Origin of the sequence: Pandoraea pnomenusa, assembly GCF_040391475.1 — a bacterium.
GTDB lineage: Bacteria > Pseudomonadota > Gammaproteobacteria > Burkholderiales > Burkholderiaceae > Pandoraea > Pandoraea pnomenusa_C.
Map to the genome: position 1 here is coordinate 177,066 of NZ_JBEBXS010000004.1, position 14,421 is coordinate 191,486.

Genomic DNA, 14,421 nt, shown 5'->3' on the forward strand with positions numbered 1-14,421 from the left:
CACGCCAGCCGATCCGTATCACTCGCAGTCGGAAACAAAAACGCCCGGGATATCCCGGGCGTTTTGCATTGGATGGCGTGCTGTCACGCTTAGCGGAAGATCACCGTCTTGTGGCCGTTGAGCAGAATGCGGTGCTCTGCGTGGTAACGCACCGCACGCGCGAGCGCCACACACTCGACGTCGCGACCGATCGCCGTCAGTTGCTCCGGATCCATCGTGTGATCCACGCGCTCGACTTCCTGCTCGATGATCGGACCTTCGTCGAGATCGGACGTCACGTAGTGCGCCGTCGCCCCGATCAGCTTCACGCCGCGGTCAAACGCCTGATAGTACGGCTTCGCCCCCTTGAAGCTCGGCAGGAACGAGTGGTGAATGTTGATCGCACGACCCGCCAGCTTCTTGCACAGATCGCTCGAGAGCACCTGCATGTAGCGCGCGAGCACCACGAGATCGATGTTGTTGTCCTCGACAAGCTCGTACACCTTCGCTTCTTGCGCCGCCTTGGCTTCCGGCGTCGCGTTCATGAGCGGCAGGTGATGGAACGGAATGTTGTAGCTCGCCGCCAGTTGATAGAAATCCTTGTGGTTCGACACGATCGCCGGGATTTCGATGTTCAGTTGGCCGGTCTTGTAGCGGAACAGCAGATCGTTCAGGCAATGGCCGATCTTCGAGACCATGAGCAGCACACGCGGCTTGATGGCGGCGTCGACCAGCTCCCATTGCATCTCGAACGCCGTTGCCAGCGGCGCGAAGTCGCCTTGCAGCGTGGCGAGATCGGTCTGCCCCGGCAGTTGCTGGAAATGCACGCGCATGAAGAAGCCGCCCGTGAAGCGATCGTTGAACTGGGCCGAGTCGATAATGTTGCCGCCGCGCTCGACCAGGAAACCGGCCACCGCGTGGACGATGCCGGGACGGTCCGGGCAGGACAACTTCAGGATGTAGCTATTTTCGATCGGTGCCATGATTGCTCCTGGGCAAAGGCTTGCAATGTCGTTGCAGTGTTGAAATTCGTGTGTGGTCGATGCTGCGACCGTCCGGCCGCGCGGCAGCATGCCGCCCTTGCCTCGATCCGTGCCGTTCCCGTGATGCCGTTACTCTTCTGCCGGCTTGAACAGCGCCTCGATACCGGCGCAGTCCTTCACGCGGATCGCGCCTTCGCGCAGCAGGAAGTCGAGACTCGCAAGGCTCGCGTCCACGGTCATCTTGCCGCGCGCGATCACGTCGCGCACATTGCTGGCCGAACACAGCCAGTGCGCACTCGCCTCACCGTCCTGATTCTCGGGGACGAAGCCGCGCGGCAGCGCAAGATCGTAGACGAAGATCTGCTCGGACTGCACGCCCTCGGGAATCTCCGCGAGAATATGCAGCGTGCGTCCCGGACGCGCTTCGTTCGCAAAGTGCGCCGGAATCCCCGCTTCTTCCCAGCACTCCTTGACGAGCGTGTCGCCCACGCCGATGCCATTACCGATACCGCCCGCCGCCGCATTGTCGAGGCAGCCCGGGTCGGTCGCCTTGAGCACGCTACGGCGCGCAATCCACAGCTTCGGTGCTTCGCCGACGAAGCGCGCCGGCACGAACGCGTTCACGTGAACCGCGAACGTGCGCGTGCCGAAAAAGCGCGACGCGGCGCGTTCGATCCAGGCGAGCGGCGTGTCGTACAGGCGCTGGCGAATGGCATAACGCTCGTTGCGCCATCCAGTGATGCGCCCTTCGGCGGCCAATGTCTCGATCACCGGCGCCAGCGCCGCCGTGCGCGCTTCGCAGGTGTCGTGACGCGGATGGATGCGCACGGCCAACGAGCTGATCTCGAAGACGTCGGGCCAGCGGCACAACGACTCGACATCGCTACGCCGAATCCATCCGTAACGCTGCGAACCGATCACGAGCGGCAGATGCGCCCTGTCGTCGAAGCGGCGTGCCGCGGCAATACAAGCAAAAGACATACGTCAGAGACCGAACGCGCCCCCGTCAGGGGCACGCGAATTCGAGGCAAAAGCGGCATTTTACAGAAGCGGCGACGAGTCCGCCCGTGGCAGGTGCCCCGGCGCGCGATTCACATCCGTGCCGGGGCGCGGCGCACCCGGCCCTAGAACACTGCTGGAGAACGGCCGGCACGTGATTCACGCCCGCGCAAATGCATGGGGCACGCTGCCCGGAAGCGCTGCCGACGGGCACCCGAATTATCCGAATCGCCCGCGACGCCCCGCCCCGGTCACGCCCTCACGCGCTCGCCCTTCGGGTCGTAGAGCGCCCGCAGTTGCACCCGCGCGTCGATCAGCTCCCCCGCCAGATCGACCTGATAGCGGCCCGCTTCCACGTAGTCGGCCGAGACCGCGCCGTCCGGGTTCGTCAGGTAGGCGAGGCCGACCGGCGCATCGATGGTGTGGCCGAATGCCGCCGACGAAATGAACCCCACGGGTTGCCCGTCGCGCAACACCGCCTCACCGCCCCAGAGCATCCTGTCATGCGCGCCGTCGAGCGCCACGCTCACGAGCCTGCGACGCACGCCCTGGGATTTCGCCAACTCAAGCGCAGTACGTCCGGCAAACGGCAGATCGCTCGCCAGCTTGCACGCGAACGTGAGCCCTGCTTCCACCGGATTGATGTCCGGCGTCAGCTCGCGGCCCCACGCGCGGTAGCCCTTCTCGATGCGCAACGAGTCGATGGCGTAGTAGCCCGCGTCCTTGAGGCCGAACGCAGGCCCCGCAGCATGCAGCGTCTCATACACGCCGACGGCGAATTCCACCGGCACATACAACTCCCAGCCCAGCTCGCCGACGTAGGTCAGACGCGTCGCGCGCACTGTCGCATAGCCCAGATCGATCTCGCGGCTCGTGCCGAAAGGAAAGGCCTCGTTGGAAAAATCTGCCTTGGACACTTGCTGCAACAACGCTCGCGAATTCGGCCCCATCAGCGCCAGCACGGCGTATTGCCCGGTGACGTCGACGACAGTGCAGCGCGGATCGTCGGGCAGACCGGCAATGCGCCGCTCGAGATAGTCCATGTCGCGCGTGGCCTGCGCCGAACCGGTCACCATCAGGTACTGGTCGGGCGCAAGCCGCGTGAGCGTGAAATCCGATTCGTAGCCGCCGCGTTCGTTGAGCATGGCCGTGTAGACGGTGCGCCCCGGCGCCACGGCGACATCGTTCGCGCACAGCGTTTGCAGCACCCGCTCGGCATCGCGCCCCTTGATGAGCAGCTTCGAGAACGAACTCATGTCGAAAAGGGCGACGGCATCGCGGCATGCACGATGCTCGGCACCGCTCCACGCATGCCAGTTCTGCTGACCGAAGCTGTAGTCGATGCGCGCCTCGTCTCGCGACGGCGCAAAGAAGTTCGGCCGCTCCCAGCCCATCTTGCTGCCGAAGCAGGCGCCCTTGGCGAGCAGCGTCGCATACAGCGGCGAGCGCCGGAACGGCCGTGCCGTATCGAGTTCTCGGTTCGGCCACGGCATCGCGTAGTGCAGGCCGAGCGTTTCCTTCACGCGGTCGTGCAACCAGGTGTCGTTGCCGTTGAAGCCTGCAAAGCGGCGAATGTCGACGGGCCACAGATCCATCGTCGGCTCGCCTGCCACGATCCATTCGGCCAGCGCCATCCCCGCGCCGCCAGCCGACGCGATCCCCATCGAATTGAATCCCGCACCGACGTAGAAATTGCGCAGCTCGGGCGCTTCGCCAAGGATGAAGTTGTTGTCCGGCGTGAACGATTCCGGGCCGTTGTAGAACTGGCGAATCTGCGCCGTTTCCAGCGCAGGCACGCGAATCAGCGCGTTCTCCATGAGAATCTCGAACTGATCCCAGTCGTCGGGCAGCAACTGGAATTCGAAATTCTCCGGAATGCCGTTCATGCCCCATGGCTTGGCATTCGGCTCGAAGCCGCCCATCACCAGGCCGCCGACTTCCTCCTTGAAGTAGATGTAGCCGTCGGGGTCGCGCATCACCGGCAGATCGGTGTGTACCCCGGGAACACGCTCGGTCACGATGTAATAGTGCTCGGCCGAGTGCAGCGGCACCGTCACGCCGCACATCCGGCCGACGGCCTTGGCCCATTGCCCCGCGCAGTTGACGACGATCTCGGCATCGATGCGGCCACTCGCGCCGTCCTTGTTGCGCCACGATACGCCCGTCGCCGTGCGAATACCGTTGGGTGACGCCGTGTGAATCTCCGTGATACGCGTGTTCTCGGCAATGCGTACGCCCCGGCTGCGCGCTCCGCGTGCCAGCGCTTGCGTGAGGTCGGTCGGATTGGCCTTGCCGTCGCCGGGCAGCCACACCGCGCCGACGAGGTCGTCGGTGCGCATGACCGGCCAGAGTTCGCCCGCGTCGCGCGGCGAGATCACATCGCATTGCACACCGTACGCGCGCGCCACGGCTGCCGTGCGCTTGAGTTGCGTCATGCGTTCGTGCGTGCGCGCCACCGACAGTGAGCCGCATTGCTTCCAGCCCGTGCCGAGTCCCGTTTCCGCTTCCAGCTCACTGTAGAGCTTCGTCGAGTAGCGGATCAGCTTCGTCATGCTCTCCTGCGAGCGCAACTGGCCGACGAGTCCGGCCGCGTGCCATGTCGTGCCGCACGACAGTTGCCCCTGCTCCAGCAGAACGACGTCCGTCCAACCGAGTTTCGCGAGGTGATAGGCCACCGAACAGCCGACGATGCCGCCGCCGACGATGACGACGCGGGCGTGCGTGGGCAATGCTGAAGTCATGAGAGGGCTCCGAAGGGGGCCCGCAACCGATGACGAGGCGTCGGCGCAGGCGATGTCATGTGCGATGACGTGAGATTACGCAAAGCACGCCACCTTTGCAATAATTTGCAAAATTAATACACATATTGCAAAACAACAAGCATCGACACATCGGTGACATCAAGGCTGGCGGCCGCTCTCTGCCTCACCGCGCCCGTCCGACAAACGGCAGGTCATGACATAAGCCGCCTTGCATTCCCATGGAATTGACGCAAAAATATACGACGTATATTTAATGGTTTCTTGCCATGACCACCGCCCATGTATTCATCGCCGCGAGCCTCGACGGCTTCATCGCCCGGCCCGACGGCGACATCGACTGGCTTTTGCAGCGCGACGATCCGGACGAGGACCATGGCTACCCGGCCTTCATTGCCGACAAGGACATGATCGTGATGGGGCGAGGCACCTTCGAGAAGATGCTCAGCCTCGGCCCTTGGGCTTACGAATTGCCGGTGATCGTGCTCTCCCGGCAACTGGCCGACACGCCGGTGCCCGATGCCCTCGAAGGCAAGGTGCGGTTTTCCGGTGACACGCCGCGAGGCTTGATCGAACAACTGTCCCGCGAGAACGTGGGCAAGATCTACGTAGACGGCGGAAAAGTGGTGCAGTCGTTCCTGCGAGACGGCTTGATCGCCGACATGATCGTCACCACGATGCCGGTGCTGATCGGTTCAGGAAGGCCTTTGTTCGGTGCGTTGGCGAAGGACGTGGAGTTGCGATTGACGGGTAGCCGGAGCTTCCCTTCCGGGCTGGTGCAAACGACTTACGAGGTCGTCTCGTGATGCGCCCGCGCGGACGCCCCGCGCGTGGTGCCGGGGTCACGCGTGACATCATCCTGTCGACAGCGCTCGAGCTGCTCGACGAAGGCGGGCAAGGGCTGAGCATGCGTGCATTGGCCGCCCGGCTCGGTGTCACACCCATGAGCTTGTATCACCACGTGGAAGACCACGCGGGCCTGCTGCGCGCGCTTTCGGACAAGGTATATGCCGAGGTGCTTGCGAACATCGAAGCGGGACTGTCCGGCCGGGCCGAGGTCCACGCCCTCTTGCTTCGCTATCACGAGGCAGTACGCCGACATCCGCAATTGACGCTGGCCATCTTCGCCACGCCGGCGGCGTTTGCCGGGGTGACGCGGGAGATCACCGATCGTCTGACCGTGTTGCTCGCCGACATGACGGACGCGCCCGTGCTGTGGCGCGACATCCTGATCGATCACGCCCATGGCAGCGCACTGCCCGTCGCGCAGACTGGCGATGCGCAGCAGGCTGCGCCCGACGACCACTATCGTCAGGCCCTGGGTGTCCTTCTGGATCGCCTTAGCGCAACGTCGACCTGACGCCGGTTCGGTTTCGCGCTCCGCGTCAATGCCAAGGCGTACTGGCGACGATACGGAGCGCTTCGGAGCGGGATGGGACTCAGGCTTCGCGTCGCTGCGAGAGCAGTGCCAGCAGTTGCTCTCCGGCCTGGGCGAGCGCGCCATTGTTGGTGACGACCGAGAGCGGTACGCCGTCGGGCGGGGCTCACTCGACGCGGTGTGCGACGCGCCTGTCCAGCGCGTCGCCCGTTTCCCGCCCACGACTGGCGAGGCGCAGCGCCCGCACTTTGGGATCGACCCGAACCTCCACGAGATGCACGCGTTCGCCATAACGCTGCACGACCTGATCGAGAAACGCGCGCGAGCCATTCACGACGACATTCGCTCCCGCTGCCATCCAGGCATCGATTTCGATGCCGATGCCATATCGGCAATCGTGACTTTCCCAATCGAGCGCGAAGCATCCGAGCGACTGCCGCGTCGCGAATTCGGCGTGCGTGAGCGCCACGTGGTTTTCCCCGTCCGCCGGCGCACGCGTGATGTAGCGGTGCGCAAAGAGCACCGGCGCCGCACCGGTCTGCGGCGTACCGACCCGTTCGCGTGCGTAGGCGAGTAGCGAATCTTTCCCCGCGCCCGATGGCCCCATCACGTAGAAAAGGCGTGCGTGATTCATGCGGCACCTCGCAACGTGAAACGGTCGAGCAGTACGAATGGCGCGCCGGGCGTCGGCTCCACGAAGATCGCCAGGCTGTCCACGCGCATCGGTCCCAGCGCCTGGACGCGCGGCTGCCACCATTCGATGATGGCCGCGGCATCGTTGGCATCGACGCGATCCGACAGCGTCACGTGAAAGCGGAACTCGTCGAGCACGTAGGGGTAGCCCCATTGCATGAGCCGCTCGCGTTGCTGCGACGACAACGGCTGCGCGAGACGTTTTGCGAGTTCGACGTCGGCAAGCGGCGCACGCAGTTCATCGAATGCTCGCACGCAGTCGGCCGCGAGCGCGTCGACCGCCGTCGCCTGCGAAGCGCCCACGGCGGGGCGCAACGCCACGAAGCCCGGCCGCTTGCCGTTGTCGGCGTCGACAACATCGGTGCGCACGACGAGATCGAACGGCGCGTGACGCGACGCCACGGCCACAGCGACGTCGCGCAGATCAGCCAACCGTGCAACGGGCGTGAGCCGCATCGGTGCCTTGAGCGTCGCGTGCAAGCCGTAGCGGCGCGGGTCGACGGTCACGTCATGCAATGCGCGCGACAGGCCCGGCACCTGCGGCGCGTTGAGCGCACGGCCGGTGATCGCATCGCGCCCGAGCCATCGGCTGCCTTCGTTCCACCAGCACGAGCCGGCGGGCGGTGCGTAGTAGATGGCGAAACGCGCCGTCGTCGGATCGAACGCCGGGACTTCTGCGGAGAACACCTCGCTCATTGTCCGTCCCCTTGCACCACCAACTGCATGCGATCGGCCGGGAAGTAGGCAACGCCGTACTTGATCGGCTTGTCCGCCACGTCCACGTCGGTACTCTCCACGCTCAGCACCGGTTGCTGACGATTGATGCCGAGGTGGCGCGCAATGTCCGCGTCGGGCAAGCGCGCCCCGATGCGACTTTCGCGGCGGGTGTAATCCGTCACACCGAACGTCGCGAGTGCGGCACTGATCGACGTGTGCTGCGCGAAGACGTCGGGAAAGTCGGGAAAGCGCGTTGCCGGAAACCAGTTCTCGCTGTACGCGAGCGGCAGCTCGATGCCTTGCGCATCGAGACTGCGGCGTGTGAGTTCAACGCGATAGACGAGTGCCCCCGCGGGCAGTTCGAGTGCATGCGCAACGTTCGCTTCGGCTTTTACCTTCTGTGCCGACACGATCTGCTGCGCCGTCTTGAGATTGTTCTGCGACAGGTTTTCCGTGAAGCGCGTACGCCGCCCGATGACGTAGCCGATGGCCCCCGCCTGCACGAAGGTGCCACGTCCGTGCTCCACGTTCACCAGCCCTTGCTCCGCCAGCCCGAGAATCGCGCGACGCACGGTGTGACGGTTCACGCCAAAACGCTGCGCGAGATCGGTCTCGCTCGGCAGACGATCGTCAGGCAGGCCTTCGCCATAACGGCGCTGGCCGATTTCCGTGGCAAGAATCTGCGCAATCTGCCGCCAGACGGCGACGCCGCTGCCACGTTCGAGTTGTGCTGTCATCAAATTGACACCCGCGAAAGTTGTAATGAGGTCGCGTGCATTACCCCAATCGGTGTCATTGCGATCATACACACGTCTATACGACTAGACAATCATGACGAACTCAACTTCCTTCACGGCGCATGACGCGGGCACCGCTGCCCCGCCGGCACGCGCGCAATGGCTCGCGTTGTTCGCCCGCGCCACGCGCGACGAGCTCGACGACGCCATCGCGCGCTGTCCCGACGCCCCCGACTTCGTCTGGCTACGCGCCCCGCAGACCGGCCTCGTGCTGGTGCAGGGCCGCGTCGGCGGCAGCGGTGACCGATTCAACCTCGGCGAGACGACGGTGACGCGCTGCACGTTGCGTCAACGCGACGGCGTGGTCGGCACCGGCTACGTGCTGGGCCGCGATGCGGAACGCGCGGTACGCGTGGCGCGTCTCGACGCACTCATGCAGATGCCGCAGCACCACGCCACGATCGCGGTCGGGCCGCTCGTCGCGATCTCGCAGCGGCTGGCCGCCACCGCTGCGCAGAACGACGCCGACACGGCCGCCAGCCGCGTCGAGTTCTTCACGATGGTTCGGGAGGCCTGAATGTTGACACCCTCGACACCTGACTGGTCGCAGCTTCAGCCCGGCTTCGCCGACCCGGTGCACGACGCCCAGCGCGTGTTCCGTGCCGTACTCGATGCGCTTGCGCGCCCGGGCCAACTCCGCAGTGTCGGCAGCCGGCTCGCAGAGAGCGAGGAAGCCAGCATCGCTGCGCGCGCCACGCTGCTCGCCCTGGCCGACGCCACCACCGCTGTGTGGCTGCAAGCGCCGCTGCCCGAAGTGGCGAGTGCATTGCGCTTTCACACCGGCGCGCCGCTGCTGTGCGGCGAAGCCGAACTGCCACGTGCGCAATTTGCGTTGCTCACCGACCCCACGCGTTGCCCGGCGCTGGCGCGGTTCGCCTTCGGCACGGCCGAGTCGCCGGAACACAGCGCCACGCTGATCGTCGACGTGCCGACACTCGCCGCTGGCCATGCGGCGAATGACACGCATCGCGACGGACTGCACCTGCGGTTGCGTGGCCCCGGCATCGCAACGCATACGGATGTGACCGTCGGTGGCCTCGACGCCGCTTTCTGGCAGGCGCGTGCCGCACTGGCACCGCGCTTTCCCGCCGGGCTCGATCTGCTGATTGCGTCGGGCGACGCTGTGCTCGGGCTACCGCGCACCACGCATGTGGAGGTTTGCTGATGTACGTCGCAGTCAAAGGTGGCGAGCGCGCCATCGAACAATCGTGGGATCTGCTCGCCAAGGCGCGACGCGGCAATCCCGAGATTCCCGCGCTCACCGTGACGCAGATTCGCGAGCAGATGCGTCTGGCCGTCTCGCGCGTGATGAGCGAAGGCGCGCTGCATGACGAGACACTTGCCGCGCTGGCCATCAAACAGGCCGCGGGCGATCTGGTCGAGGCGATCTTCCTGTTGCGCGCCTATCGCACGACACTGCCGCGCCTGGGCACGACGCGTCCCATCGACACCGCAGCCATGCGCCTGTCACGCCGCATCTCCGCAACGTTCAAGGACGTGCCGGGCGGACAGGTGCTCGGCGCCACCTACGATTACACACAGCGGCTGCTCGATTTCGCGCTGCTGGCGGAAGGCGAAACCCCGGGGAGTGCGGCGCGAGCTCCGCTGCCGGGGGAAACGCAAGACAACACGTCGGACGACGCCCCGACATCCGTCGCAGCGAACACGTCGACTCCCGTGGCGACGGCGCTCGGCACTCCCGGCATTCCGCCGGTGCCGCCCATCGCGACCACGCCGCGCGTGACGGACATCATGAAGCGCGACGGCCTGCTCGAATCGCTCAGCGCCGACGACACCGACCCCGAGCCGCACGATCTCGTGCACTCGCCGTTGTTCACCCCGGCGTCACGCACGGCGCGCTTGCAGAACCTCGCGCGCGGCGACGAAGGTTTCCTGCTCGCGCTCGGCTACTCCACACAGCGTGGCTACGGCAACGACCATCCGTTCGCGGGCGAAATCCGTATTGGCCACGTGGCCGTCGAAATCGTGCCGGAAGAACTCGGCTTCGCCATCGACATTGGCGAAATCGCCGTGACGGAATGCCAGATGGTCACGCAGTTCGGCGGCAATCAGGACGTGCCGCCGCAGTTCACACAGGGCTACGGTCTCGCCTTCGGACACAACGAACGCAAGGCGCTCGCGATGTCGCTCGTCGACCGCGCGCTGCGCACGCAGGAACTGGGCGACGAGATCACGTCGCCCGCGCAACAACAGGAATTCGTGCTCTATCACAGCGACAACGTCGAAGCGTCAGGCTTCGTGCAGCACCTGAAGCTGCCGCACTACGTCGACTTCCAGGCGGAACTGGAACTGGTGCGCCGCTTGCGCGCAGAGCATGCCGCGAAATACGGAACGCCGGCCACCGAGGGTGAAGTACGCGCCGGCGATCAGAACACTCAGGAGGCTGCATGAATCAGGCCGCTTCACTTCCTACTTCACTCCCCACATCGCGCCCCGGGTCATCCACCGCACCCGCTGCCACCTTCGACGGCTACAACTTCGCGTTCCTCGACGAACAGACCAAACGCATGATTCGCCGCAGCCTGCTCAAGGCGGTGGCGATTCCCGGCTATCAGGTGCCGTTCGGCAGCCGCGAGATGCCGCTGCCCTATGGCTGGGGCACGGGTGGCATTCAGGTCAGCGCCGCCGTAATCGGTGCCGACGACACGCTCAAGGTGATCGACCAGGGCGCCGACGACACGACCAACGCCGTGAACATCCGTCGCTTCTTCGCGCGCACCGCCGGTGTCGCCACCACGACGAAGACGGCCGACGCCACGGTCATCCAGACCCGTCACCGCATTCCCGAAGCCGCGCTGCACGAAGGCCAGATCATGGTCTATCAAGTGCCGATGCCCGAACCGATGTTCCGGCTCGAACCGCGCATTGCAGAGTCGCGCAAGCTTCACGCGCTCGGCGAGTACGGCCTCATGCGTGTGCGTCTTTACGAGGACATCGTGCGCCACGGCGCGATCGCGACCACTTACGACTATCCGGTTATCGTGAACGGGCGCTATCTCACGTCGCCCTCCCCGATTCCGAAGTTCGACAACCCCAAGCTGCATATGAACCCGGCGCTGCAACTGTTCGGGGCGGGACGCGAGCGGCGCCTGTACGCGATTCCGCCGTACACGCCCGTCGAGAGTCTCGACTTCGACGACCACCCGTTCGAGATCCAGAAGTGGGACGCCCACTGCGCCCTGTGCGGCGCGACCGACAGCTTCCTCGACGAAGTCATCACGGACGACGCCGGCACGCGCATGCACGTCTGCTCCGACAGCGACTATTGCGGCAGCCGCACCGACGCGGAGGAGAACGCATGAACGCGCTCGTGGATAACGCAACGCGGGGCGCGTTGCCGATGGACGAACCGCTGCTGCGTGTGGCGGGCCTCGGCAAGCGCTACGGCGATCGCATCGGCTGCGCCGACGTGACGTTCGATCTGTGGCCCGGCGAAGTCGTGTGCGTGGTCGGGGAGTCCGGTTCGGGCAAGTCGACACTGCTCAACACGCTCGCACTGCGTCACGAGATCGATGCGGGCGCACTGCACTATCGCGGCACCGACGGCACGCTGCACGACCTGCGCACGCTCGACGAAGCGCACAAGCGCCGCCTGCTGCGCACCGAATGGGGCTTCGTGGAGCAAAACCCGCGCGACGGTCTGCGCATGAACGTGTCGGCCGGCGGCAACATCGGCGACCGGTTGATGGCGGTGGGCGCACGCCACTTCGGCGATATCCGCGCGAAGGCCAGTCACTGGATGGCGCAGGTCGAGCTCGATCCGGCGCGCGTCGACGAGATGCCCGGCGCGTTCTCCGGCGGCATGCAGCAGCGCCTGCAGATCGCCCGCAACCTCGTGACCGAGCCGCGGCTCGTCTTCATGGACGAACCGACCGCCGGTCTCGACGTGTCGGTGCAGGCACGTCTGCTCGACCTGCTGCGCTCGCTCGTGGAACGCCTTCATCTGGCCGCCATCATCGTCACGCACGATATCGGGGTCGCGCGACTGATTGCGCACCGACTGATCGTGATGCAGGCGGGCCGTGTGGTCGAAGCCGGGCTGACCGATCAGGTACTCGACGATCCCCAACACCCCTACACGCAACTGCTGGTCTCCTCGGTGCTGCCCGTATGACGCTCGCAACGAACACTCCCAACGCGGCCGCGCTGCGCCAGGCATCAAGCACGCTCGTCACGCGCGAGCACGACGTGATGCTGCGTGCGCAGGACCTGCACAAGACGTTCCGGCTGCACGCCCAGGGCGGCACCGCCATTCCCGCGCTCGAGGGCGTGGACCTCACGGTGCGACGCGGTGAATGCGTCGCCCTCGTCGGGCCCTCCGGGGCAGGCAAGAGCACGCTGCTGCGCTGCCTGTACGGCAATTACCTCGTGGGCGAAGGCCGCATCGAGATTCGTCATGACGACGGACGCGGCGAGCGCTGGGTGGAACTCACGAGCGCCACCGCACGCGAAGTGCTCTCGGTGCGCCGCACCACGCTCGGCTACGTCAGCCAGTTCCTGCGCGTGATTCCGCGCGTGAGCACGCTCGACATCGTGGCCGAGCCGCTGCGCCGCCTCGGTCACGACGAGCGCGATGCGGCCGGACGCGCGCGTGACCTGCTCGCGCGCCTGAACATTCCCGAGCGGCTCTGGTCGCTCGCCCCGGCGACGTTCTCCGGCGGCGAGCAGCAGCGCATCAACATCGCGCGCGGGCTGATTGCCGCCGCGCCGGTGCTGCTGCTCGACGAGCCGACGGCCTCGCTCGACGCCCAGAACCGCGCCGTGGTCTGCGCACTGATTACCGAAGCGCGCGCCGCCGGCAGCGCGATCGTCGGCATCTTCCACGACGAGGCGACCCGCGACGAGGTCGCCACACGCACGCTGGCCATGCGGCCCGTGCTTCGCCCCGCTCATTGATCCCCGGAGTCTGTTCATGCTCATCAAGAACGCCCGCATCGTCACCCCCGAGACCACCTTCACCGGCGTGCTCGAAGTGCGCGAGGGCCGCATTCATTCCGTGGAAGAAGGCACCACGCAAGTGCCGGAGGCCATCGACTGGCAGGGCGATCACCTGATCGCCGGTCTGGTCGAGCTGCACACGGACAACCTGGAGAAGCATCTCGCGCCGCGCCCCGGCGTGATCTGGAACACGCACGCCGCGTTTGCCATTCACGACGCCCAGGTCGCCGCCGCCGGGATCACCACCGTCTTCGATTCGCTGGTCATCGGCGAGCGCGACGGCTTCGGGCTGCGCAGCCGCAAGGTGCAGCACGAGTGCGGACAGGCACTGCTCGACACAGCAGCCGCCGGACTCTTTCGCGCCGATCACTTCCTGCATCTGCGCTGCGAAGTGGCGACGCACGATGCCGCCGACGCGTTCGTCGAGATGTGCGACCACCCGCTGCTGCGCCTCGTCTCTCTCATGGATCACACGCCGGGGCAGCGCCAGTGGCACGACCCGGTGATGTACCGTCAGTACCACGAGCGCAATGGCAAAGTGTCGGACGAGACCTGGGAGGCGATGCTCACCGAGCTGATTGCACATCAGGAAGCGTATGCACTGCCGCATCGCCGCAAGATCGTGGAGATCTGCCGCACGCGTGGCCTGCCGCTGGCGAGCCATGACGACACGTCGCTCGAGCACGTGGAAGAAGCGGTGCGCGACGGCGTGGCGATCTCTGAATTCCCGACGACGCTTGCTGCGGCACGAGGTGCGCATGAGCAGTCGATCGGGGTCATCATGGGCGCACCGAACATCGTGCGCGGCGGCTCTCACTCGGGCAATGTCGCTGCCGCCGATCTCGCTCGCGAGGACGTACTCGACATTCTGTCGTCGGACTATGTGCCGTCGAGCCTGATGCAGGCGGCGTTCCAGCTGCACACGGACATCGGCTGGTCGCTGTCGAAGGCGATGCGCACCGTGTCGTGGAATCCGGCACAGTCGGCGGGCCTCACGGATCGCGGCGGTATCGCGCCGGGACTGCGCGCCGATATGGTGCGCGTGGCCGTGCGTCCGGGCATGCCGCCGGTGCCGCGTGCAACGTATCTGGAAGGCGCTCGGATCGCTTGAACCCAGCCGGCTGCGACACGTAGCAAAGGGCGCTTCGGCGCCCTTT

At 65.8% G+C, this 14,421-nt stretch carries 14 protein-coding genes and 1 pseudogene; 9 read left to right on the forward strand and 6 right to left on the reverse strand.

What is annotated here, in order from left to right; all coding sequences use genetic code 11:
* Positions 1 to 89: 89 nt before the first annotated feature.
* The 3 genes from purU to ABWO90_RS06465 form a co-directional block, all read right to left on the reverse strand.
* Positions 90 to 962, reverse strand: coding sequence for a formyltetrahydrofolate deformylase (purU, locus tag ABWO90_RS06455; protein ID WP_353190381.1), 873 nt, complete (start codon positions 960 to 962; stop codon positions 90 to 92).
* A gap of 129 nt (positions 963 to 1,091) precedes the next feature.
* Positions 1,092 to 1,943: an NUDIX hydrolase gene (locus ABWO90_RS06460; protein ID WP_353190382.1), complete on the reverse strand. Its 852-nt coding sequence runs from the start codon at positions 1,941 to 1,943 to the stop codon at positions 1,092 to 1,094.
* A gap of 269 nt (positions 1,944 to 2,212) precedes the next feature.
* Positions 2,213 to 4,702 (reverse strand): GcvT family protein, encoded by a 2,490-nt coding sequence (locus ABWO90_RS06465; RefSeq protein WP_353190383.1) that lies wholly within the window; start codon positions 4,700 to 4,702, stop codon positions 2,213 to 2,215.
* 287 nt (positions 4,703 to 4,989) lie between these two features.
* On the opposite strand from ABWO90_RS06465, the gene ABWO90_RS06470 reads away from it, so the two are divergent.
* Both ABWO90_RS06470 and ABWO90_RS06475 read left to right on the forward strand, forming a co-directional pair.
* Positions 4,990 to 5,526 (forward strand): dihydrofolate reductase family protein, encoded by a 537-nt coding sequence (locus ABWO90_RS06470; protein ID WP_353190384.1) that lies wholly within the window; start codon positions 4,990 to 4,992, stop codon positions 5,524 to 5,526.
* Positions 5,526 to 6,080, forward strand: a complete 555-nt coding sequence (locus ABWO90_RS06475; protein WP_353190499.1) for a TetR/AcrR family transcriptional regulator — start codon at positions 5,526 to 5,528, stop codon at positions 6,078 to 6,080. Before ABWO90_RS06470 ends, ABWO90_RS06475 begins: the two co-directional genes overlap by 1 nt.
* Positions 6,081 to 6,159: 79 nt before the next feature.
* Here ABWO90_RS06475 and phnN read toward each other — a convergent pair.
* From phnN to phnF, 3 genes and pseudogenes are all read right to left on the reverse strand, one after another.
* Positions 6,160 to 6,732: pseudogene (gene phnN / locus ABWO90_RS06480) on the reverse strand (phosphonate metabolism protein/1,5-bisphosphokinase (PRPP-forming) PhnN).
* Positions 6,729 to 7,487, reverse strand: coding sequence for a DUF1045 domain-containing protein (locus ABWO90_RS06485; protein WP_353190385.1), 759 nt, complete (start codon positions 7,485 to 7,487; stop codon positions 6,729 to 6,731). The pseudogene phnN and the gene ABWO90_RS06485 overlap by 4 nt, the downstream one beginning before the upstream one ends.
* Positions 7,484 to 8,245, reverse strand: coding sequence for a phosphonate metabolism transcriptional regulator PhnF (gene phnF / locus ABWO90_RS06490; protein ID WP_353190386.1), 762 nt, complete (start codon positions 8,243 to 8,245; stop codon positions 7,484 to 7,486). The genes ABWO90_RS06485 and phnF overlap by 4 nt, the downstream gene beginning before the upstream one ends.
* Positions 8,246 to 8,339: 94 nt before the next feature.
* Between phnF and phnG the strand changes: the two genes are divergently transcribed.
* The 7 genes from phnG to ABWO90_RS06525 all read left to right on the forward strand — a co-directional run bounded on the left by phnG (position 8,340) and on the right by ABWO90_RS06525 (position 14,375).
* A complete protein-coding gene (gene phnG, locus ABWO90_RS06495) occupies positions 8,340 to 8,822 on the forward strand; it encodes a phosphonate C-P lyase system protein PhnG (RefSeq protein WP_353190387.1) in 483 nt (160 codons plus the stop codon).
* Complete coding sequence (phnH, locus tag ABWO90_RS06500; protein WP_353190388.1) at positions 8,823 to 9,470, forward strand: phosphonate C-P lyase system protein PhnH; 648 nt, start codon at positions 8,823 to 8,825, stop codon at positions 9,468 to 9,470.
* Positions 9,470 to 10,717, forward strand: a complete 1,248-nt coding sequence (locus tag ABWO90_RS06505; protein WP_353190389.1) for a carbon-phosphorus lyase complex subunit — start codon at positions 9,470 to 9,472, stop codon at positions 10,715 to 10,717. The genes phnH and ABWO90_RS06505 overlap by 1 nt, the downstream gene beginning before the upstream one ends.
* On the forward strand, positions 10,714 to 11,628 hold the full coding sequence (locus tag ABWO90_RS06510) for an alpha-D-ribose 1-methylphosphonate 5-phosphate C-P-lyase PhnJ (protein ID WP_502922552.1): 915 nt from the start codon (positions 10,714 to 10,716) through the stop codon (positions 11,626 to 11,628). Before ABWO90_RS06505 ends, ABWO90_RS06510 begins: the two co-directional genes overlap by 4 nt.
* A 38-nt stretch (positions 11,629 to 11,666) precedes the next feature.
* Positions 11,667 to 12,440 (forward strand): phosphonate C-P lyase system protein PhnK, encoded by a 774-nt coding sequence (gene phnK, locus ABWO90_RS06515; protein ID WP_353190501.1) that lies wholly within the window; start codon positions 11,667 to 11,669, stop codon positions 12,438 to 12,440.
* Positions 12,441 to 12,517: 77 nt separating this feature from the next.
* Positions 12,518 to 13,222 (forward strand): phosphonate C-P lyase system protein PhnL, encoded by a 705-nt coding sequence (gene phnL / locus ABWO90_RS06520; RefSeq protein WP_353190502.1) that lies wholly within the window; start codon positions 12,518 to 12,520, stop codon positions 13,220 to 13,222.
* A gap of 16 nt (positions 13,223 to 13,238) precedes the next feature.
* Positions 13,239 to 14,375 (forward strand): alpha-D-ribose 1-methylphosphonate 5-triphosphate diphosphatase, encoded by a 1,137-nt coding sequence (locus ABWO90_RS06525; protein WP_353190390.1) that lies wholly within the window; start codon positions 13,239 to 13,241, stop codon positions 14,373 to 14,375.
* Positions 14,376 to 14,421: the final 46 nt, after the last annotated feature.